General features: G+C 66.7%; 17 protein-coding genes. 10 read left to right on the forward strand and 7 right to left on the reverse strand.

Annotated features, from left to right (window positions below):
• Window positions 1–56: 56 nt before the first annotated feature.
• The 9 genes from ASF04_RS08050 to ASF04_RS08090 all read left to right on the forward strand — a co-directional run bounded on the left by ASF04_RS08050 (window position 57) and on the right by ASF04_RS08090 (window position 11,722).
• A complete protein-coding gene (locus ASF04_RS08050) occupies window positions 57–1,325 on the forward strand; it encodes an efflux RND transporter periplasmic adaptor subunit (protein WP_056139756.1) in 1,269 nt (422 codons plus the stop codon).
• Between the two features lie 22 nt (window positions 1,326–1,347).
• On the forward strand, window positions 1,348–2,055 hold the full coding sequence (locus ASF04_RS08055; protein ID WP_056139758.1) for an ABC transporter ATP-binding protein: 708 nt from the start codon (window positions 1,348–1,350) through the stop codon (window positions 2,053–2,055).
• Between the two features lie 9 nt (window positions 2,056–2,064).
• Window positions 2,065–3,381: an ABC transporter permease gene (locus ASF04_RS08060; RefSeq protein ID WP_056139760.1), complete on the forward strand. Its 1,317-nt coding sequence runs from the start codon at window positions 2,065–2,067 to the stop codon at window positions 3,379–3,381.
• Between the two features lie 9 nt (window positions 3,382–3,390).
• On the forward strand, window positions 3,391–4,626 hold the full coding sequence (locus ASF04_RS08065; protein ID WP_056139762.1) for an ABC transporter permease: 1,236 nt from the start codon (window positions 3,391–3,393) through the stop codon (window positions 4,624–4,626).
• A 38-nt stretch (window positions 4,627–4,664) separates the two neighbouring features.
• Window positions 4,665–6,020 (forward strand): sigma-54 dependent transcriptional regulator, encoded by a 1,356-nt coding sequence (locus ASF04_RS08070; RefSeq protein ID WP_056139765.1) that lies wholly within the window; start codon window positions 4,665–4,667, stop codon window positions 6,018–6,020.
• Window positions 6,020–7,414, forward strand: a complete 1,395-nt coding sequence (locus ASF04_RS08075; protein ID WP_056139768.1) for a PAS domain-containing sensor histidine kinase — start codon at window positions 6,020–6,022, stop codon at window positions 7,412–7,414. Before ASF04_RS08070 ends, ASF04_RS08075 begins: the two co-directional genes overlap by 1 nt.
• 241 nt (window positions 7,415–7,655) lie before the next feature.
• Entirely contained in the window at window positions 7,656–8,189 is a 534-nt protein-coding gene (locus tag ASF04_RS08080) for an FxDxF family PEP-CTERM protein (RefSeq protein WP_056139771.1), read from the forward strand.
• Between the two features lie 63 nt (window positions 8,190–8,252).
• Window positions 8,253–9,026: a spermidine synthase gene (locus tag ASF04_RS08085; protein ID WP_056139774.1), complete on the forward strand. Its 774-nt coding sequence runs from the start codon at window positions 8,253–8,255 to the stop codon at window positions 9,024–9,026.
• Window positions 9,027–9,280: 254 nt separating this feature from the next.
• Window positions 9,281–11,722: a TonB-dependent siderophore receptor gene (locus ASF04_RS08090; protein ID WP_056139777.1), complete on the forward strand. Its 2,442-nt coding sequence runs from the start codon at window positions 9,281–9,283 to the stop codon at window positions 11,720–11,722.
• 115 nt (window positions 11,723–11,837) lie between these two features.
• Here the strand turns inward: ASF04_RS08090 and ASF04_RS08095 are convergent, their stop codons facing one another.
• On the reverse strand, window positions 11,838–13,316 hold the full coding sequence (locus ASF04_RS08095; RefSeq protein WP_056139779.1) for a PLP-dependent aminotransferase family protein: 1,479 nt from the start codon (window positions 13,314–13,316) through the stop codon (window positions 11,838–11,840).
• 89 nt (window positions 13,317–13,405) lie between these two features.
• On the opposite strand from ASF04_RS08095, the gene ASF04_RS08100 reads away from it, so the two are divergent.
• Window positions 13,406–14,056, forward strand: coding sequence for a pyridoxamine 5'-phosphate oxidase family protein (locus ASF04_RS08100; RefSeq protein WP_056139782.1), 651 nt, complete (start codon window positions 13,406–13,408; stop codon window positions 14,054–14,056).
• 4 nt (window positions 14,057–14,060) lie between these two features.
• Here ASF04_RS08100 and ASF04_RS08105 read toward each other — a convergent pair whose 3' ends face one another.
• The 6 genes from ASF04_RS08105 to ASF04_RS08130 form a co-directional block, all read right to left on the reverse strand.
• Window positions 14,061–15,875, reverse strand: a complete 1,815-nt coding sequence (locus ASF04_RS08105) for a hypothetical protein (RefSeq protein WP_056139785.1) — start codon at window positions 15,873–15,875, stop codon at window positions 14,061–14,063.
• On the reverse strand, window positions 15,872–18,076 hold the full coding sequence (locus ASF04_RS08110) for a DUF4175 family protein (protein WP_056139787.1): 2,205 nt from the start codon (window positions 18,074–18,076) through the stop codon (window positions 15,872–15,874). Before ASF04_RS08110 ends, ASF04_RS08105 begins: the two co-directional genes overlap by 4 nt.
• Complete coding sequence (locus ASF04_RS08115) at window positions 18,060–19,112, reverse strand: hypothetical protein (RefSeq protein ID WP_056139791.1); 1,053 nt, start codon at window positions 19,110–19,112, stop codon at window positions 18,060–18,062. The genes ASF04_RS08110 and ASF04_RS08115 overlap by 17 nt, the downstream gene beginning before the upstream one ends.
• Window positions 19,112–20,014 (reverse strand): DUF58 domain-containing protein, encoded by a 903-nt coding sequence (locus tag ASF04_RS08120; RefSeq protein WP_056139795.1) that lies wholly within the window; start codon window positions 20,012–20,014, stop codon window positions 19,112–19,114. Before ASF04_RS08120 ends, ASF04_RS08115 begins: the two co-directional genes overlap by 1 nt.
• Before the next feature lie 73 nt (window positions 20,015–20,087).
• The gene (locus tag ASF04_RS08125; protein WP_227012321.1) at window positions 20,088–21,095 is read right to left on the reverse strand and encodes a MoxR family ATPase; all 1,008 of its coding nucleotides are present in this window, start codon (window positions 21,093–21,095) and stop codon (window positions 20,088–20,090) included.
• A complete protein-coding gene (locus ASF04_RS08130) occupies window positions 21,096–21,713 on the reverse strand; it encodes a DUF4159 domain-containing protein (protein WP_019923526.1) in 618 nt (205 codons plus the stop codon). It lies immediately after the preceding gene.
• Window position 21,714 lies beyond the last annotated feature (1 nt).

Below are 21,714 nucleotides of genomic sequence, written 5' to 3' on the forward strand. Positions count from 1 at the left end.
TAGCATCTGGCACGGATACTGCATAGCAGGGCTTACTGAATTTTTAAGCAACCGCCATGATCCGAGACACTTCGCAGCAGGACGCCGTCATCACCGCCCCCAAGGGCCAGCACACCAGGCGCCGCCTGGCCATCGCCGCCGGCCTCGCCGTGCTGCTGGCGGCCGGCTATTACCTGGTTCACACCTGGCGCGACACCGACCACTCGGTCTCGAGCGCGCGCCTGCGCATCGCCGAAGTGGGCCGGGGTACGCTGGTGCGCGACGCTGCCGTCAATGGCCGCATCGTCGCCGCCGTCAGTCCTACCCTGTATTCGACCTCGGCCGCCACCGTCACCCTCAAGGTGGCCGCCGGCGACACCGTCAAAAAGAACGATGTGCTGGCGGTGCTCGAATCGCCCGACCTGGCCGACGCCCTCAAGCGAGAACAATCGGCTTACGCCCAGATCGAGGCCGACGTGGCGCGCCAGCGCATCCTGGCGCGCAAGCAGCAATTGCTGGCGCGGCGCGATGCCGACACCGCCGAGATCGACCGCCTGTCCGCGCAGCGCACGCTCGAGCGCTACGACGCCGTGGCCAACGACGGCATCGTCGCCAAGATCGATTACCAGAAGGCGAAAGACGCGCTCAACTCGGCGCAGATCCGCGCCCGCCACGCCGGCCAGGCCGCCGAACTGGAAGGCGACAACGTGGCGCTGGAACTGCAATCGAAAATCAAGCAGCTGGAACAGCAGCGCATGATCCTGTCCAACGCCCAGCGCCGGGTGGACGAGCTGACCGTGCGCGCACCGGTCGATGGCTTCATCGGCACGCTGTCGGTGGCCAACCGCAGCGTGGTGCCGCTCAACACGCCGTTGATGACGCTGGTCGATCTGTCGCAGCTGGAAGTGGAACTGGAAGTGCCGGAAACCTATGTGGCCGACATGGGCCTGGGCATGCGCGCCGAGGTCAACTTCGGCACCGGTAACGCCAGCGGCAAGCTCTCGGCGCTGTCGCCCGAGGTGGTCAAGAACCAGGTGCTGGCGCGGGTGCGCTTCGACGGCCAGCAGCCGGCCGGGCTGCGCCAGAACCAGCGCGTGACCGCGCGCCTCTTGATCGACGAAAAACCCAACGCGCTGATCGTGCAACGCGGTCCGTTCGTGGAATCCGAAGGCGGCCGCTATGCCTACGTGGTGCGCGACGGCGTGGCGATCCGCACCCCGATCCGCCTGGGCGCCACCAGCGTCACCGCCGTGGAAATCCTCGACGGCCTGAAACAGGGCGACAAGATCGTCATTGCCGGCAGCGAAACCTTCGAGAACGCCGCCCGCGTCTCCATCAACAACTAATTCATCCATCGAAAGGCCCACCATGCTGCGCATGCATAACCTGAGCAAAGTCTACCGCACCCACATGATCGAAACCCACGCGCTGCGCGGCTTCGAGATCAATGTCGAACAGGGCGAATTCGTCACCGTCACCGGCCCGTCCGGCTCCGGTAAAACCAGTTTCCTCAACATCGCCGGCCTGCTCGAGGAATTTACCGACGGCGAATACATCCTCGACGGCGTCAACGTCAAAGGCATGGACGACAGCGCCCGCTCGCGTCTGCGCAACGAAAAACTCGGCTTCATCTTCCAGGGTTTTAATTTGATCCCCGACCTGTCGCTGTTCGATAACGTCGATGTGCCGCTGCGCTATCGCGGCTTCAACCGCGCCGAGCGAAAGGAACGCATCGAAGACGCGCTCGCCAAGGTGGGCCTGGCCTCGCGCATGAAGCACTACCCGGCCGAGCTGTCGGGTGGCCAGCAGCAGCGGGTGGCGATCGCCCGCGCACTGGCCGGCTCGCCCAAGCTGCTGCTGGCCGACGAACCGACCGGCAACCTCGACACGCAAATGGCGCGCGGCGTGATGGAACTGCTCGAAGAAATCAATGCCCAGGGCACCACCATCCTGATGGTAACCCACGATCCCGAACTGGCCGAACGCACCCGGCGCAACGTCCACATCATCGACGGCCAGGTCTCGGACCTGGTGCGCAAGAGTCCGTCCTTGTATGACACCAGCCACGTGGCTTGAGGAGATCCCATGTTCCAGTATTATTTTCTGCTCGGCCTGCGCAGCCTGCGCCGCAACCCGGCACTGACCGCGCTAATGGTGCTCACCCTGGCGGTGGGCGTAGCCGCCAGTATTTCCACGCTGACCATCCTGCACGTGATGTCGGGCGACCCGATTCCGGCCAAGAGCGACCGCCTGTTCGCGCCCACCTTCGACAATGGCCCGCTGAGCAACTACCAGCCGGGTGAGGAACTCGAAGATGAGCAACTGAGTTACCGCGACGCCGTCAACCTGCTGGCCAGCAGCGCCGGCGTGCGCCGCACTGCGATGTACGGCATCGGCGCGCCGATCGAGTCGGAGCGCAAGGACCTGGGCGTATTCGGCGCGCGCGGTGAGGCCGTCACCAGCGACTTTTTCGCCATGTTCGATGCACCGTTTCGCGTGGGCCAGGGCTGGAGCCCGGCCGACGACAAGGCCGGCGCCTCGGTCATCGTGCTCAGCCGTGCATTGTCCGAAAAACTGTACGGCGACGCCAACCCGATTGGCCGCCGCATCACCTTTTCCGGCAATGCCTACCAGGTCATCGGCGTGCTGGAAACCTGGAAGGTGGTGCCGCGTTTCCACCACATCATCGGCGCCATCGACGGCGCCTTCGACGAGGAAGACCAGTTTTACGTGCCGCTGTCAACGGCCGTGCAACGCCAGATCGGGCGCAACGGCAACATGAGCTGCACCACCGATCCCGGCGCCGGCTTCCAGGCAGTACTCGATTCGGAATGTACCTGGCTGCACTTCTGGTTCGAAACCGCAACCGGCGCCGACCGCGCTGCACTACAGGATTTCGTCAACAGCTACGCTGCCGAGCAGCGCAAGCTGGGCCGCATGCAGCGCAATGCGCCCAACAAGCTGTACAACGTCAAGGAATGGCTGGAGCACCAGAAAGTGGTGGGCAACGACAATAAATTGTCGGCCTGGCTGGCGTTCGGTTTCCTGCTGCTGTGCCTGGTCAACACGGTGGGGCTGCTGCTGGCCAAGTTTTCGGTGCGGGCCGCCGAGGTGGGTATCCGCCGCGCGCTGGGCGCCTCGCGGCGCGACATCTTCCGCCAGTTCCTGATCGAGTCCACCGTGATCGGCCTCGCGGGCGGCCTGCTGGGCCTGCTGCTGGCCTTCGGCGCGCTGGCGCTGATCGCCATGCAATCAAAGGCCCTGACGGTCGTCGCCCAGATGGACTGGATCATGTTGCTGAGCACCTTCTGCCTGGCCATAGCCGCCGCCATTCTGGCCGGCCTGCTGCCAACCTGGCGCGCCTGCCAGGTCACGCCGGCCCTGCAACTCAAATCACAATAAAGGACTGTCATGGCATTGCACCCGATACTCTCCGCGCTGTTGCGCAACAAGACCGGCCCGTTGCTGGTGGCGATCCAGGTGGCGCTGAGCCTGGCCATCCTGGCCAACGCGCTCTATATCATCGAAGTGCGCCAGGCGGTGGCGGCGCGTCCCACCGGCGTAGCCCATGAAGAACAGGTGTTCGGCCTGCAGGTGCGGCAGCTGGTCAAGGGCAGCCACCAGGAACAAATCGCCTTGCAACAACGCGAAACGGCCACGCTGCGCGCGGTGGCGGGCGTAGTATCGGTGGCAGCCGTCACGCAATCGCCGCTGTCGCGTTCCGGCAATTACTTTTCCTTGTTCACCGCGCCAGGCCAGACCGCGCCCGTCGCGCAGACCACCCATTACGTGGCCGCCGATTCGCTGGTGCAAACCTGGGGTCTGAAGCTGGTGGAAGGCCGCGATTTCACGGCAACCGATTACATCGACATCGACACCACGGTCAGCTTCGACACGCCTGCGGTGGTGATCATCTCGCAAGCGCTGGCGCGCCAGCTGTTTCCCGGCGCGGCCAGCGTGATCGGAAAAAGCATTTACCAGGGCAGCGGCGCCGACCGCAACGCCATGCGCATCATCGGCGTGGTGGAACGGCTGCAAACGCCAGCCGCGCAGACCAGTGAACGCGGCGAGTTCTCGCTGATCGCACCGGCGCGCCTGACGGGCGGCTTCGGTGCTGATTACACGCTGCGCGCCGAAGCCGGCCAGCGCGATCGCGTCATGAAGGAAGCCGAGGCGGCCATCCGCGCCGCGTCGCCCACGCCGCTGATCGTGCGCTCCAACACGCTGCAAGGGCACCGCCAGGACCGCTACCGCGCCGATTACGCCATGGCCTGGATGCTGGTCACCGTCAGCGTGCTGCTGCTCCTGATCACCGCCAGCGGCATCGTCGGCATGGCCAGCCTGTGGGTTACGCAACGGCGCAAGCAAATCGGCGTGCGCCGCGCGCTCGGTGCCCGGCGCGTGGACATCCTGCGCTACTTCCTGGCCGAGAACTTCATGATCACCAGCGCCGGCGTGGTGGCCGGCGTGCTGCTGGGGCTGGGCCTGAACCAGCTGCTGGTAAGCCAGCTCGAATTGCCACGCCTGCCACCAGTGTACCTGGCGGGCGGCGCCGTCATGCTGTGGCTGCTGGGCATAGCCGCCGTGTACGGCCCGGCCTGGCGCGCGGCCAGCATCTCGCCGGCTACCGCCACCCGCAGCGCATGACCGGCCACGGAGTGGGAAGGCAATGTTATGCTTACAGCATGCCTACCGTACTGATTATCGATGACAACGCCGGCGTCGTCCTGGCGCTGGACGTGCTGTTCTCGCTGCACGACATCGCCACGCTGCGCGCCGCCTCGCCGCAAGAGGGCCTGGACCTGCTGGCGCGGCACCAGGTGGACCTGGTGCTGCAAGACATGAACTTTACTGCCGACACCACGTCCGGCGCGGAAGGCGTGGCGCTGTTTCGCGCCATCCGCGCGCGCCACCCGGAACTGCCGGTGATCCTGCTCACGGCCTGGACCCACCTGGACGCAGCGGTGGACCTGGTCAAGGCCGGTGCCGCCGACTACCTGGCCAAGCCGTGGGACGATACCCGCCTGATCGCCACCGTCAACAACCTGATCGCCCTGGGCCAGGCGCGGCGCGACCTGGCCCGCCGCGCGCAGGCCGAGCAGCGCCAGCGCCGCGAGCTCGAAGCGGGCCACGACCTGCGCGGCATGGTGTGGCAAGACCCGGCCACCGAACGCGTGATCCACCTGGCCTGCCAGGTGGCGCGCGCCGACGTGCCGGTGCTGATCAGCGGTCCCAACGGCGCCGGCAAGGAAGGCATTGCCGCCATCATCCAGGCCAATTCCGCCGTGCGCGACGGTCCGTTCGTGGTGCTCAACTGCGGCGCCCTGCCCGCCGAGCTGATCGAGGCCGAACTGTTCGGCGCCGAAGCAGGCGCCTACACCGGCGCCACCCGCGCGCGCGAAGGCAAGTTCGAGGCCGCCGATGGCGGCTCCCTGTTCCTCGACGAGATCGGCAACCTGCCGCTGGCCGGGCAAATGAAGCTGCTGCGCGTGCTGGAAACGGGCCGCTTCGAGCGCCTGGGCGCCAACCGCGAACGGCAAGTGAAAGTGCGCGTGATCAGCGCCACCAATGCCGACCTGCCAGCCATGATCCGCGCCGGCACGTTTCGCGAAGACCTGTTCTACCGCCTCAATGTGATCGAATTGAAGGTGCCGCCGCTGGCCGCGCGCCCGGCCGACATCGTGCCGCTGGCGGTTCACTTCCTCGGCGCTGGCAGGCAGCTGCATGCCGATGCGCAGGCTGCGCTGCTGGCCCATGGCTGGCCCGGCAATGTGCGCGAGCTGAAAAACGTCATGCTGCGCGCCAGCCTGCTGGCGCGGGGCGACCTGATCCTGGCCGGCGACCTGGGCCTGCCGGCCGCGCCAGCCGCGCCGCCGGCAGGTGCTGCACCGGACGACGCCGGCCGCGAACCGGACCGCGACGCCATCGGCCTGGCCCTGGCGCGCGCCGGCGGCGTGGTGGCGCAGGCGGCGGCCGAGCTGGGCCTGTCGCGCCAGGCGCTGTACCGGCGCATGGAACGCCTCGGCATCGTGCGGCCCTGATGTCGTCCCCTACGCCAGGCCTGCACCCGCGCCCGCAAGGCATGCGACTTTCGCTGCTCACCCGCTGGACCGCGCTGGTCGCCACCCTGGTCACGGTCGGCATCGTGATCGCCCAGGGCCTGAGCCACCTGCTGCCCGACCAGCCGCTGCTGGTGCTGGCGCTGTGCCTGCTCTGCGTGCTGCCGCTGGCCATCATCACCATCCGCGCCCAGCTCGAACACATGCTGTCGTTGTTCCGTGCCCTCACCGGTACCGTCACCAGCTACCAGGACGGCGATTTTTCGTTTTCCCTGCGCTGGCCGCAAAACGACGAACTGAGCGACCTGGTGGACGCCCACAACGCGCTGGGCGACGTGCTGCGCCAGCAACGCCTGGCGCTGGTGCAACGTGAATTACTGCTCGACACCATGGTGCAAAACACCCCGGTGGCGATGCTGCTGATAAACAGCGGTGCTGGCAACGGCACCACCGATAGCACGGGCCACGGCGGCGCCGTGGTCTATGCCAACATCGCCGCGCGCCAGTTGCTGGCCGAGGGCCGCAAGCTCGAAGGCCAGCGCCTCGACGCCATCCTGGCGCAGGTGTCGCCGGCGCTGTCGGAAGCGCTGGCGCGCGGCGGCGACGGCCTGTTTACCACCACCGCAACCGGCAGCGGGGCCGATGGCGACGAAGAAGATGTGTACCACCTGGCGCGGCGCAGCTTCCAGCTCAACGGTCGCCGCCACGAACTGCTGCTGCTGCGCCAGCTGACCATGGAACTGCGGCGCCAGGAAGTGCAGACCTGGAAAAAAGTGATACGCGTGATCAGCCACGAATTGAACAATTCGCTGGCGCCGCTGACGTCGCTGGCCCATTCCGGCGCCGAGCTGGTGCGGCGCGGCCAGACCGAACGCCTGCCCCATATCCTCGCTACCATCGAAGAACGCACGCGCCACCTGGAGACTTTCATCCTCGGCTATGCCCGTTTTGCCAAGCTGCCCACGCCGCGCCTTGCGATGCAGCATTGGGAGCCGTTTCTGGCCGCGCTGGGCGAGCAAATCCTGTTCCGCGTGGTCGGTTCGCCGCCGTCCGAGCCGTGCGCCTTCGATCCGGCCCAGCTCGAACAAGCACTGCTCAACCTGATCAAGAACGCCCACGAATCGGGCTCCGCGCCCGATCAGGTGGCGCTCGAAATACGCCGGCACTACAATCTGCTGCGCATCGATGTCCACGATCGCGGTCCGGGCATGAGCGATACGGTGCTGACCAACGCGCTGGTGCCGTTCTACTCGACCAAGCGCAGCGGCACGGGCCTGGGCCTGGCGCTGGCGCGCGAAATCATCGAAGCCCACGGCGGTCGCATTACGCTGAGTAATCGCGAAGGCGGCGGACTGACAGTTACCCTGATGCTTTAGTGTCTGTTACACGCAACGCGCCATTGGCAAACTCGACAATAAAATTTTAAATTTTGCACAACGGAAATTAATATAAAGTAATTTTTGTGCACTGCGCCCGGGATGATACAAAAAAGCTATTAAAGTTTGAAATTACATAAGTAAATATAAAATTGACAAGCAATTGAGCCCATCGTAAGTTGACGTTGTAGTTTGCGTTTTCTTGAATCTTCCTCGGGTCTTTATTAAGCGGAGTCATACAATGAAATTAAAATTCATCGCACTGGCAGCAATGCTCGCCGGGTCTATCGCCACCAGCGCCCATGCGGGTTCGTATAACGGCGGTCCAGCCACCCCCGACATCCAGCTGGAGCAAAACAGCACCAATCCCAGCTACTGGACCGCTGGCTTCAGCCACACGCCGGTCAATGCCGCGTCGGGCTTCTTCACCGACGTGTTCACCTTCACCCCATCGCCTACTACGCCAGTGTGGGCCAGCGGCGGCGTGATCAACTTCTCGCTGTTCGGCTTTGGCGACCTCGGTTCGATCACGGCTTCGCTCAACAACAACGCGTTCACCGCCTCGGCGACCCAGCCTGGCGTGTTCACGCTGGAACCGGTGTACCTGGGTGCCGGCCCATTGACGCTCACCGTCAGCGGCATCGTCTCGTCGGGCGGCGGCTCCTATGGCGGCAACATCAATGTGCTGGCCGTGCCGGAACCGGAAACCTACGCCATGATGTTGGGCGGCCTGGGCCTGCTGGGCTTCATGGCCCGTCGCCGCAAGAAGAACTGAACCTCCGCGCAGCAAACCCGAAAAGACGCTGCGGCGTCTTTTTTTTTGCCGGCAGCCGGTACAATGCCGGCCATGTCTTCCATTCCTACCCGCTTCGACCAGCCGGGCCACCCGCCCGCCACCATCACCGAATACCAGGGCGTGCGCAGCCTGCACTTGGGCACCTCCTGGGTGCAGGGCGCCATGCGCATCGCCAAGCCCGACAACATCGAGCTCGAGTACGTGCAAATGATGATGATGTGGCTGCTGTTTAACGACAGTCCGCGTCACATCGTGCAACTGGGCCTGGGCAGCGCCGCCTTGACCAAGTTCAGCTACCGCCGCTTTCCGAAAGCGCGCGTGACCGTGGCCGAGCTCAATCCCAATGTGATCGCCATGTGCCAGGCGCAATTCGGTCTGCCGTCCAACGACGAGCGCCTCGACGTGCGCGAAATGAACGCCATGGACTTTGTGCTCGACCCCGCCAACCACGGCACCGTGGACGTGTTGCAGGTGGACCTGTATGACGAGGAGGCGCGCGGCCCGGTGCTCGACTCGCCGGAGTTTTACCAGGCCTGCTACGACACCCTGGCCGACGGCGGCATCATGACCACCAATGTGTTCGGCGACTTTTCCAACTACGACAAGAATTTGCAGGCGATGGAACTGGTGTTCGACGCCGTGGTGTGGCTGCCTGAAGTGCACGACGCCAACATCGTGGTGATCGCTTTCAAGGAAGCGCCGGTGATCGATTTTTCGGTACTGTACGAGCGCGCCGGGCAAATCAAGAAAACACTTAATTTGCCGGCCAAGGCCTGGGTCAACGGTTTGAAGGGCTGGATGCTGGACCAGCGGTAGCTCGCCGACGATGCAGGCGCGCCACACTTTGCGGCGGCAGTCACCGCGTGCGTGACTGGTGCCAGCCCAGCATACGATACATTGCGTTACAAAGCACGCAATATCGTCATGACAGCATGCCAAGTATTCATTCTGCAACATTGCCCACCTGAGGGTTGAAAACCCTCATTGCTGCGGGGCTTGCCTCCGACTAGTATTTTTTGACCGACCGGTACCACCGGGCGTTCCCCACAAAAAAATCCTGGAAAGAGACCATGACAAGAGCACCCCACTTCAAGCGCAGCCAGCTCGCCGGCATCATTGCCGGCGCCGTCGCCCTGCTGGCCGCCGGCCAGTCCGGCGCGCAATCGGCCGCCGAGGAACAGGCCGCCAAAGAACAAACAGTGGTCGTACTGGGCTCGCGCTCGGTCGCCAAGACTGCGCTCGATACCTCGTCCCCCGTCGGGCTGATCAGCCTGAAAGACATGCAGACCGCCGGCCCGCTGGAGCTGGGCAAGCTGCTGCAGACGCTGGACCCGTCGTTCAACTTCTCCAGCACGTTTATCAGCGACGGCACCGACAGCATCCGCCCCGCCACCCTGCGTTCGCTGGGACCGGACCAGGTACTGGTCCTGGTCAACGGCAAGCGCCGCCACCAGCAGGCGCTGGTCAACGTCCAGCAAAGCGTGGGACGCGGCTCGGCCGGCACCGACATCAACGCCATTCCGCTGGCAGCCATCCACCATATCGAGGTGCTGCGCGACGGCGCTGCCGCCCAGTACGGCTCGGACGCGATTGCCGGCGTGATCAACATCGTGCTCAAGTCGCAGGTCAAGGAGACGTCGGTGAGCGGCACCTACGGCACCACCTCGGAAGGCGACGGCGACCTGTATTCGGCCAGCGCCAACACCGGCGTGGCGCTGGGCCAGGACGGCGGCTACCTGAACCTGACCGTCGAAGCGCGCAAGCGCGGCGAAACCAACCGCGCCGGCGTCGATTCGCTGCGCGTGAACCCGCCGCGCGTCACGCAACATATCGGCGACAGCAACACCCGCGACCTGTACTTCTGGTGGAATGCCGCGCTGCCGATCGACAAGGACAGCGAGTTCTACGCCTTCGGCGGCGTCTCCAAGCGCAAGGGCGACTCGTTCGGCTTCTTCCGCTCGGCCGGCGACGACCGCACCGTACCGGCGGTGTCGCCGAACGGCTTCCTGCCCGCCATCCACACCGACATCAAGGACGCCTCGTTCGCCTTCGGCTACCGGCGCGACCTGGCCAATGACTGGAAGGCCGACATCAGCATCAACCACGGCGCCAGCGAACTGGCGTTCCACGAATCGGACAGCATCAACACCAGCTACTGGTACGAACCGAAACCGGGCGGCGGCATCTACGCCGAATCGCCGCGCGAGGCCGATACCGGCACCTTGAAATTCAACCAGACCACCTTCAACGCCGACATCAAGGGTCCGGTCAAACTGGGCGACGCCAGCCTGTTCGTGGCCACCGGCTTCGAATACCGCCGCGACAACTACCAGATCGTCGCGGGCGACCCGGTCTCGTACCAGTACGGCCGCACCAACAACCCGGCCATCCGCATCGTGGGCCAGAACGGCAACACCGCCGCCTCGGGCATCCAGGGCTTCCCCGGCTACACCCCGGCCACCGCTGTCGATGACGGCCGCCACAACATCGCGCTGTTCCTCGACGTCGAGCACAAGCCGGTGGACAACGTGACCCTGGCCGGCGCCGTGCGCTATGAGAAATACTCGGACTTCGGCAACACCGTCACCGGTAAACTCAGCGCCCGCTGGGATCCGACCAAGACCGTGGGCGTACGCGGCAGCATCTCCTCCGGCTTCCGCGCACCGAGCGTGCAGCAGGAGTTCTACAGCTCCGTCTCGACCAACCTGAATAACGGCGTGCTGACCGAAACGCTGACCGCGCGCCAGGGCAGCGCCGTCACGCAAGCCTTCGGCATCGCCCCGCTCAAGGAAGAGACTTCGCGCAACGCAAGCGTGGGCCTGGTACTGCGGCCGGCAGCGAACATGTCGCTGACGGTGGACGCGTACCAGATCAAGATCCGTGACCGCATCGTGTTCTCGAGCGAGATCGCACCGGAAGCGAACGGCGGCCCTATCGCCAACGTGCTGCGCCCGCTGGGCGTGGGCCAGGCGCAGTTCTTCACCAACGCGGTCGATACCCGCACCCGTGGCCTCGACATCGTGGCCGAACACACCAGCAAGTTCGCCTCGTCGGCGCTGGTGCTGTCGGGCCAACTGGGTTTCAACAAGACCGAAGTGGCCAAGCGCCATTCGACATCGTCGGTATTGAGCGGCGAGACCCTGTTCGACCAGGCGCAGGTGACCCTGCTGGAACGCGGCCAGCCGCGCAAGCACCACGTGGTGGCGGCCGATTACACCAACGGTGCGTGGAACCTCAACGCCCGCGCCAACTACTACGGCGAAGTGCAGGCGCAAAGCTTCAGCCCCCTGCATACGTGGGATGCGAAATGGCTGGTCGATACGTCGGTGCGCTACGCCTTCAGCAAGCGCACCTTCCTGAGCCTGGGCGTCAACAACCTGTTCGACCAGTTGCCGTCCGAATGGACCAACGGCGGCGACTTCCCGAAACTGGGCTTTACGCGCTGCTGGGAAACCTGCCCGTTCGGCGTCAATGGCCGTTCGATGTACGTGCGCGCCGATACGGCGTTTTAAGTGACCCCGGCAAACCTACTGCGCGGCCCGGTGTCGCCCCTGCGTTGCTCAGCGTACCTTCGTACGCTTGCGCTAACCGGGACGACACCGAACCGCTCGCTACGGTTTTCCGAGGTCACTTTGCCGCACGGTAGCGGCGGTTGTATGCCGCCAGGTGTACCACCACCGCCAGTCGCCTGACCAGGTCGTCCATCTCTGCCGCCGGCACCTGCGCGTAGCCGAGCATCAGCCCCTTCCAGCCCGGGCCGCCGTGCGTGTCATGGCGGCTCAGGGCGTTTACCACCACGCCTTGCGCCAGGGCCTGCGCGCTGATCGCCACGTCGTCCAGCTCCTGGTCGCGCAGTCGCAGCGACAAGTGCATGCCGGCCGACGCGCCGTGCACCGTCGCCACCGATCCCAAGTGTTTTTCCAGCGCCACCGCCAGCGCATCGCGCCGCTGCCGGTACAGCCGCCGCATGCGCCGCACGTGCAGCGCAAACTGGCCGCTGCGCAGGAATTCGGCCAGCGCCAGCTGCTCGGCCGCGCGCCCGCTCGCATAAGACTGCGCGCGCATGGCGGCAAACTCCGGCGCCAAGTCCCGTGGCACCACCACGAAACCGATGCGCAGGCCCGGGAACATGGTCTTGCTGAAGGTGCCCAGGTACACCACCGGCGCGCCAGGCACCAGGCCCTGCATGGCCGACAGCGGCGCGCCGTCGTGGCGGAATTCGCTGTCGTAGTCGTCCTCGATGATCAGGGCGCCGGCCACATGCGCCGCGTCGATCAGCGCCAGCCGCCGCCGCAAACTGAGCACGCTGCCCACCGGGTACTGGTGTGACGGCGTGGTATAGACCAGGCGCGGAGGACGCAGCAGCCAGTCGTCGGCCGTGGGCGCGATGCCGTCGTCATCGACATCGATGCCGGTGACCGCCAGCCCGGCCCCGCGCGCGGCCGCCAGCGCACCGCCGTAGCCGGGGTTCTCGAGCCAGATGGTGTCGCCGGCATCGGCCAGCGCGCGCAGGCACAGGTCCAGTCCACTCTGGGCGCCATCGGTGATGAACACCTGGCCGGCATCGCACACCACGCCGCGCGCGGCGCGCAGGTGATCGGCAATCGCCGTCCGCAGTTCGGCCTCGCCGCAGGGATCGCCGTAGTTCAGTTGCGCGGGCGTGAGTGCACGCCAGGCGCGATCGACCAGGCGCCGCCACAAGGCCATCGGAAACTGGTCGAGCGCGGGCACGCCGGGAACGAACGCGCCCATGCGCTGCGCGGTGCCGTAGAGCGGGCGCAGATTGCGAGCGCGTTGGGAGATGCCGGTGGTGGTGGTCGTGCTTGGAGCAGCCGTGGCCAGCGGCGCCAGGGGCGCCACCACGGTGCCACGCCGGTCGGTGATGACAAAGCCTTCGCTGGCCAGTTGCTCGTACGCGTACAGCACGGTGTTGCGGGCCACGTGTAATTCCTCCGCGAGAACGCGCGATGCGGCCAGGCGGGTGCCGGCGGCCAGCGTGCCGTCGCGGATCGCCGCGCGCAGGCATTCGTGCAGCAGGCGCTGGCGCGGCCAGGCACGGTAGCTATGCTGGTGCGTATAGGTGGCGAGCAGCCGGGCAAGGTCCATCGTGGCTCCATGAAAAATGATAGTTGTGGACCTTATTTCAGGGCCAGCATCGCATTATATTGGTGTCTCACTTTTCTGAGATGGAGAACATGAACGACCACGCCAACGCCCCCGGCGCGCGCACCCGCGTACGCCGCGTCGCCGCCAACGCGCACTACGACGCCGCCACCCTGCACGCGATCATCGACGCCGCCTACCTGTGCCACATCGCCTTTACCGACAGCCTGGGCGCGCACTGCATCCCGACCGCCTGCTGGCGCGACGGCGAGTACCTGTACATCCATGGTTCCAACGGCAGCCGCATGCTCAAGCGCCTGCAGGAGAGCGATGCCTGCGTGACCATCACCCACCTGGACGGCCTGGTGATGGCGCGTTCGGCGTTCAGCCATTCGATGAACTACCGGTCGGCGATGATCTACGGACGCTTCAAAGTGGTGGCCGACGAGGCAGCGCGGCGCCGGGCGATGGAGGACTTCATGGAGCAGTTGCTGCCTGGCCGCCAGGCCGAAGTGCGGCCAGGCTCGGACAAGGAATACGCGGCAACAACCGTGATGCGCATCGCGCTCGACGAAGCGGCCTGCAAGGTGCGCAGCGGCGGCCCGAAAGACGACGAAGAAGACCTGTCCTGGCCGGCGTGGGCGGGCGTGCTGCCGTTGGCGCAAACCCGGCTGGCGCCGGTGGCCGATCCGGCCTGCGCCATCGAGGCGCCGGCGCATGTATCGGGATGGCAGAGCGTTTGAATCGTTACCCGGCCACCGGGAGGCCGGAGTCGGTTTCGGCATTGCGCCCCGGCGCTGGTCGTGCGGGGTTGCCGTGCTGCTCGCGCCACCACAGCGCCAGCAGGCACAGCGCGAACAAGACGGCAAAAGGCATCGCGGGCAGCGGGCGGTCATTGACGGCGCCGTTAGTGGTGCCGTTAGTGGTGCCGTTAGTGGCGTTGGTGGCATCACTGGTGCCGTTGACGTTTGCCTCGCTGGTGGCAGCCCGCGTGCCGACAGCGCGCGCAGCATAGGCGGCAGTCGCCTCGCGCCGCAGCGTGCGCTGCCACGCCGGCCAGTCGCCAGGTGCATACACGTACTGGCGTCCCGCCTCCAGGCCCTCGCTGCGCAGCGCCACCCAGCCCGCCTGTGGCGCCCACACGGCGGCGCACACGGCATCGGCCTTGTCGGCACGCGGTAGCAGACGGGTATCGGCCAGGCCGTCGATATGCAGCGCCGCGCCTGGCTTGGCGCCTCGCGCGCAAATCTCGGTGCGCAGCCCGGGCAGCGGCATCGGGTCCGTCAATACCCACCCGGCCCCGGACTCGCCGGCCAGCGCCATCGCATCCATCGCCCCCTGCCACCACAGCGCCAGCGCCCGTGGCGCGCTGATCGCGTAGCGGTGCCAGTCGGCCACGCCTATCCACACCACGCGCCCCTGGCCCAGCGCGCGCTGCCACGCCCATGGCCGCGCATGGCTGTCGCGCGCCAGCGTCGTCCACTCGCCGCCGGGCGCATCATCGGGATTCAGTGCAGCCGGCGCCAGCGTCAACTCCGCACCGGCAAGCGCAAACCGGCGCTGGTCTTCCTGTTCCGTGGTCGGCGACTGCGGCCGCACCCGCAAGCCCAGGTCGCGCTGCCACAGACCGGCATCGGCCGCGTTGCCGCCCAGGACCACCAGCGGCACGCCCTGCCGCACTTGCGCCAGCAAGGCCGCGCGCGCGGCTGGCGCCAGCTGTTCGACATGGGCGGCATCGACCACCATCGCATTGGGAGCCATAATGGCCGTGCGTGCCGTCTCGGTGCGGGCGATGGCCTTGCCCAGCACGACCTGCCAGTCGAGCACCGCGCCGCCGTCGGTCAGCAGGCGATTGAGCGCGCTGGCATCGAACGAGGGCGCGTTGAAGCGGCCGACGATCTGCAGCGGCACGGCGGCCGTTACCTGGACCGGTACCGGTCCGCTGGCGACGACCTTGCCGGCGGCATCGAGCACGCGCGCGTGCAGCACCATCGCCTCGGCCACCGGCGGCAACCATTGCACGGACCTTTGGGACGATTTGCCAGCGCTGCGGCTGGGGGCGCTAGCTGCATTTGGCGCATTAGCGGCACTGGACGCCGAATCGGCCAGTACCTGGCCGTTCTCGGCCAGCAGCTGCAGCCGCCACGCGCCTTGCGCCTGCGGGCGGTGTACAGTCAGCGTGAATACGCGGCCCAGCGCCATGGTACGCGGGAAGTCGAGCGACAGCGCTTCTTCCTTGGTTGGCGTCCAGCGCAGCGGGCGGGCCGGCAGATCCTGCCATTGCGCGGCGCGCAGGCCGTCGCCGGCCAGGTCGATCGAGCCGGCATCTGCAATCGCCTGCACTTGGGCGTCGGTGATGGCGCCACTGGCATCGGTGGTGATCGTCAGCGCGGGCGCAGGCACGGGCAGGCGGGCATCAGCCAGCGCCACAGCCAGCGCCGCTCCCGCCAGCACGGCCAGCAACGCGTTGAACCACTGGCGCCGCCGGCCATACAGCGCGGCGCTGAGTACGCCGATGGCCAGCGCCACGCAGGCCGGCGCCAGATGAGTAACCGTGATCATCGTTGCGGCTCCGGTTTCGGCTGATGATTGGACTGCGGCGGTTGCTGTTCTGGCTGATCCTGCTGCCTGGTCTCGTTGCGCCAGGCGCTCAGGAACGGCGACTGCGTCGCCACGCGCGCCTGCACCAGCACCGGCGCATCGGCCAGCGTGCCGCGCAGCCAGGCGCGCAGCGGACCGCGACACGGTACGCAGCCGTCCTGCACATCCTGCACCGCGCGTTGCGCCGCCAGTTTCTGTTCCGGGTCGGCGATGCGGACGCCGATGGCGTCACGCGCGGCCTTGCTCCACAACGCCGGCAGCGCGCCATCCAGCGCCAGTGCCTGCACCAGGTCGCGCACTTCGGCCGGCACCGTGTCGTCCGGGGCTCCCTGCGCGCGCTTGTAACTCATGGCGCCCACCATGTCGCCGCTCATGCGTTTTTCTTCCTTGAGCGCGGGCGGTACAAAGGCGGTGCGGTGCAGGTACACGCGCTCGGCCGCCTGCAGTTCCTTGATGGCGCCCAACGCCTTGTACTCGGGGCCCAGGGCTGCCTTCGGTGTCACCGCGCGCAACGCCTTTTCCGCATCCCACATGGCCGCCAGCGCGCGTTTCAGGATCGCCTTGGTTTGCGGGTCGAAGATGGTGGCGTTGTCTTCCTGGTCGTGGACGTGGCCGAAGCGCTGCATGGCGCCCACCTCGGTGCCCATCGACTGGTTGCTGTGCTGCTGGTCGCTGGACGCACCGCCATGCTCCTCGTGACTGTCATGCTCTTTGTGGCTGTCACCTTCCTTGTGGCCGGGCTGCTTGCTGTCATGCTCCTCGTGCCCGTGTTCGTCGCCGAACAGGCTCGATTCCTCGCCCAGGAACTGGCCGTAGCGCAGCCGCAGCGCGGCCTGGTCGGCGGCGATCGCCTCGCTGCGCGCGCGCAGGTCGGCCAGCCTGGGCCGGGCCTGGAGGTCGGCCACCAGTTGTTCGGTGTCGATGATGACCTGGCGCTGGCTGCGCAGGCTCTCCGGTTTGACCATGGTGGGCAGCGCGGTCGAATCGACGCTTTCGGCCTCCGGTCCCGGCAGGCGCAGCGTATAGGTCGGCGACTGCACGGTGTGCGGATTTTCGGGATCGTTGTCGGTGGCGCGCACGAAGAAATACAGTTCGTCGCCCGGCTCCATGCCCAGTTCCGGCAAGGTCCACTGCTTGTTCCAGGTCCGCTGTTTAGGGTCAGCAGACTTGGGCAGCGGCACTTCGCGGTCGGTGAAGCGCACGTTCTCGCCGCTGCCGCGCGCCAGCGTCATATGCAGGCTGGCGCGCACGATGGCGTAGTCGTCGCGCACCACCACGGCGATGCGCGCGGCCGCCGCATCCCTGGCCAGCAGGTGAATCAATTCAACCGGCTCGGCGATGGTCACCTGCGGCGCTTGATCCTGTGTGACGCGGATGTTGTAGCGCGCGCCGCCGCCAGTGCCGGCATTGCGGGCGCGCCAGAACAGCGAGTCCTCTACGCGGCGGGTGGCGCAGGCTGCGCCAACGGCCAGGATGGCGCCGTCGCTCAGCTCCACCGCTGCCTTTTCGGCGGGCGAGTCGGCCGGCTGGCGCACGCACCACTGCACCTGCGCGTATTGCGGCACCTCGATATCGCGCGTGCCGGTCTCGAAGGGGGCCACGCCAGTGTAAGCAGGCGGCGTCACGCGCAGGTAGATTTCGCCGGCGACCACCGGCGTGTTGGCAACAGGCGTTGCGGCGGGTTGCGCAACGGCGCGTACGGCGCTGGCATCGTAAAGCCAGGCGGCGCCGGCGACGATCACCGCCAGCACCACCGGAGCGACCGAGGATGGTGCGGCCAGCGGCGCGCGGCGACAGGCAATGGCGCGATAGTCGGCGGCGCTCAAGCTGGTAGCAAGGCGCGTCTGCAACCGCTGCTGCTGCAAGCGCGCCATGGGCGTGGCTGGCTCGCCGGCCAGCAGCGCGCTGCTGTCTTCCAGCGCCGGCACGGCGGCGTCCAGCCAGGCGGCCCATTGTGCGGCAATGCGCTGGCGCCAGCGCCAGGCGTCCAGCGCCAGCCCGAGCGCCCAGGCGGCCAGCGCCGCCAGCAGCCACGTGCGCATGGCCGGCAGCAGCACAGCAGCGGCCACCAGCGGGGTCAACGCCGCCAACCAGGCTGGCGCACGGCGGCGCAGCACGGCGGCCCACAGCCGCTGGCGCAACAGGTCAGGAGCGGCGGGCATGGGTCAGACTCCGTTCCAGTAAAAACAGTGCCAGCAACAGCCAGGCGATCCAGTAGGCAGGCTTGGCATCGGCGACAGCGGACGCCACGTCAAACTTGTGCGACGGCGCCGGATAGGCAGGCGCCGGTGCAGCAGCGAGCAGGCGCCATGCTTCGTACAGGGCGCGCGCGGTCTCGGCATCTTGCGGCGGGAAGGCGGCCGAGGTCCACAGGAGGCCGCGCGGACTGTCGGCGTAGCGCAGTGTGATGCCGTTGATGGTGATGGTGGTGGCCTTGCTCAGTTCCGGCCAGGCCTTGTCATTACCTGCGCCCAGCCACCAGTGCGGCGCGCGCCAGTCTGCGGGCGGCGCCAGTGCAGGCGTATCCCAGACGATCAATTCGGTCGCGGCGACGGGCGCGCCGGCAATTACGTAACGCTGCGCGCCATCGCCAGCCTGGTCGAACGCAGCAAATAGCGCGCGCCAGGCCTGTACGCGCTCGGGCACTGCCGACAGCGCGACCCGGTGACTCACAGGTGACGTGGCTGGTGCCGGAGGTACGTTTGGCGCAGCCTGTACCCGCAATTCCACCGCGTGACCGAACTGCAGCGCCCGCGCGGGCATGCCGATCTGTCCCTCGCGCGCAACGATCAACAGCCGCGCACCGGCGCGCCAGTCACGGTCGTTGTGGCGCAGCCAGGCCAGCGCGTCCGGCGGCAAATCGATGCGCCGCGCGCCATCCATCCCCGCATCGGCGATCTGGCGCGCAGCCCACGCCTGATCGGCGCCGGCATCGACCAGCACCGTGTCGCCGCGCCATGGCAATATGGTGACGGCCAGCCAGGCGATCAGCGCCACCAGCAACAGGCAGCGCACCAGCAACAGCAAGCGGTCGCGCCACTGCCATACGCGCAACTGCTGCGGCGCGGCAGCAGGCAGGAAGCGCGCGGTAGCCAGAAATTGGGCGTCGAGTCGCTGGCGCTTTTGCCGGTGCCACCAGATCGGCAGCAACAGCAGCAGCGGCAGCGCCAGCCACCACCAGGGATAGCTACTCGTCATCAACGCGCTCCCGCTTTTTGCAGCCAGCGGCGCAGGACGTCCGCCAGCGGCTGCTCGATACACGCCTCGTGGTGGACGATATCGTGCTGGCGGCAGCTGGTGGCAATCGCGCCGAAGTGGGCCGCGCTGCGCTCCAGGTATGCCGCGCGGTCGGCTTTGGTAAACCTGTGCAGGCCCGTCTCCTGTTCGGGATCGCGATAAGCGGCGCCGGAAGGGAAACTGGCTTCGACTTCGGCCCGCGTGCGCACCGTCAGCAGCCGCACGTCGTGGTGCAGCTTGCGCAGGCGCAGCAGCGCCTCCGACAGCGGCGACGGCCCAGCCTGGCCGTGCCAGTCCAGGCCATCGGTGGCGGCAAATACGAGGCTCGGCGCGCGCGCAAAATGCAGGCTCGATTTCAATACCTGCGCGGTCGGCGGCAGGCCGTCCGCCCGCGCGGCAGCCAGCCGCGCCAGCACCCGCTGCAAGTGGCGCGGTCCGCGATCGGCCGGCGTGAATGCCACCTTGCCGCCGCTACAAATGGCGAGGCCGAAGGCATCGCCCTGGCGCTGGGCGATGGCGGCCACGCAGGCCAGTGCCGTGCGGGCAAACCACAGTTTATCGACGCCTTTCAGTTCGCGGCTCGGCTCCGCCATCGAGGCCGTGGCATCGAGCCACAGCCAGGTGGCGACGTGACTGTCGCGCTCCGCCTCGCGCACAAAATAACGGTCGGCGCGCGCCAGCAGTTTCCAGTCCACGCGCCGCCATTCGTCGCCGGGCGCATAGGCGCGGTACTCGGAAAACTCGACGCCCGCACCGCGCTCGCGGCCCGCGTGGATGCCGTGGCCGAGACCAGCCAGCACGTGGCGGATCACCAGCGCCAGGTCGCGCGTAGCGGCCATGGCGGCATTGGTCGCAGCGGGCATGGCGGCGGGGGATGGAGGTGAAACGGGCATCGGCAATGGGCGCGTGTTGGACGAAATGGACGTGGAGCGTCGGCTAATCGGGACGGATATGCTCGCGCAGCGCCAGCAGGATGTCGGCAATTGCCACGCCGTCGGCCTCGGCCTCGAAGTTGCGGATCACGCGGTGCGCCAGTACCGGCAGCAACATGGCGCCGATATCCTCGCGAGTGACCGCCAGCCGGTTGTGCATCAGCGCCCGCGCTTTCGATGCCAGCACCAGCGCCTGGCCGGCGCGCGGACCGGCGCCCCAGCCCACGTGCTGCTTCACCGCCGGCACGGTGGTGAGCGCAGGCCGGGTGGCGCGCACCAGCCGCGTGGCGTACGCCAGCAGATGCTCGCCGATTTCGATATCGCGCACCAGTTGCTGCAGGCGCAACAGCGTGGCCACGTCCATCACCGGTTCGGCATCGCGCAGGCCGGCGTTGGTGGTGGCGGCGACCATGCGGATTTCTTCTTCCTCGGTCGGATAGACGACATCGATGCGCAGCAGGAAGCGGTCGAGCTGCGCCTCCGGCAACGGATAGGTGCCGGCCTGCTCGATCGGGTTCTGCGTCGCCAGCACGAAGAAGGGCTTGGGCAGCACATGGGTTTGGCCGGCGAAGGTGACGCTGCGTTCCTGCATCGCTTCGAGCAGCGCCGACTGGGTTTTGGGCGGTGCGCGGTTGATCTCGTCGGCCAGCAGCACCTGGGTGAATACTGGGCCGGGCTGGAAGCGGAACTCGCGCTTGCGCGTGGCCTGGTCTTCTTCCAGGATCTCGGTGCCGACGATATCGGACGGCATCAGGTCGGGCGTGAACTGCACCCGGTGGAACGCCATGTCGGTTGCCTGCGAGAGGGACTTGACCAGCAGCGTCTTGCCCAGTCCCGGCACGCCCTCCACCAGCGCGTGGCCGCCGGCCAGCAGGCAGATGATGAGCGAGTCGATCACGTTTTCCTGGCCGATGATCACCTTCGACATGCTGGCCTTGAGCGCCACCACCTTGGCGGACAACGCGCCAACTTCACTTTCGCTCCAGGCGATTGCGCCCATCGTACCGCTCATCTAAGCTCCCAACGCGTATTGAATGATATTGACCGCAAAGCGGGTGTTGTCGATCGCCAGAAACCGCTTGTTGCGAAAGTCGTAGTCCCACTCGCAGCCATAGTCCTTGTTGCTGTATAAAATCCGCACCCGTCCACCCACTTCCACCGCCTTCAGGTAGTCGTGTACCAGGTCGTCGCCCCAGCCATTGAGTTCCACGCCGGTCGTCGGCGGCCCCTCGAACTTGAAAAAGCTCGAATAGACCGGGTGGTTGTTCGGAATCTTGTTCAGGGCGCGCTTGCCGAAAATGCTGGCGATCTCGGACTCGAACGACTTGGCAAACAGGCCGTCGATATCGTGGTTGCAGTCGTCCACGAACACGAAGCCGCCGCCCTTCACGTAGCGCTCGAGGTTCTTGCGCTCGGCCGGCGTGAATTGCACCAGCTTGTGGCCGGCGAAGTAGCAGAACGGCGCCTCGAGCATTTTCGGGTCGGACAGGGCCACGATACGCTCCACCGGATCGACGCGCAGGGTCGTGTACTCGACCAGCGAATTGAGCACGTTGCTGGGCATGCGCACATCGACATCCCAGTCGCCCGACTCGTAAGTCAGGCGGGTGAAGTAGAAATCCCAGGCCAAA

The organism is Duganella sp. Leaf61, from assembly GCF_001421905.1.
GTDB classification, from domain to species: Bacteria; Pseudomonadota; Gammaproteobacteria; order Burkholderiales; family Burkholderiaceae_D; genus Rugamonas; species Rugamonas zoogloeoides.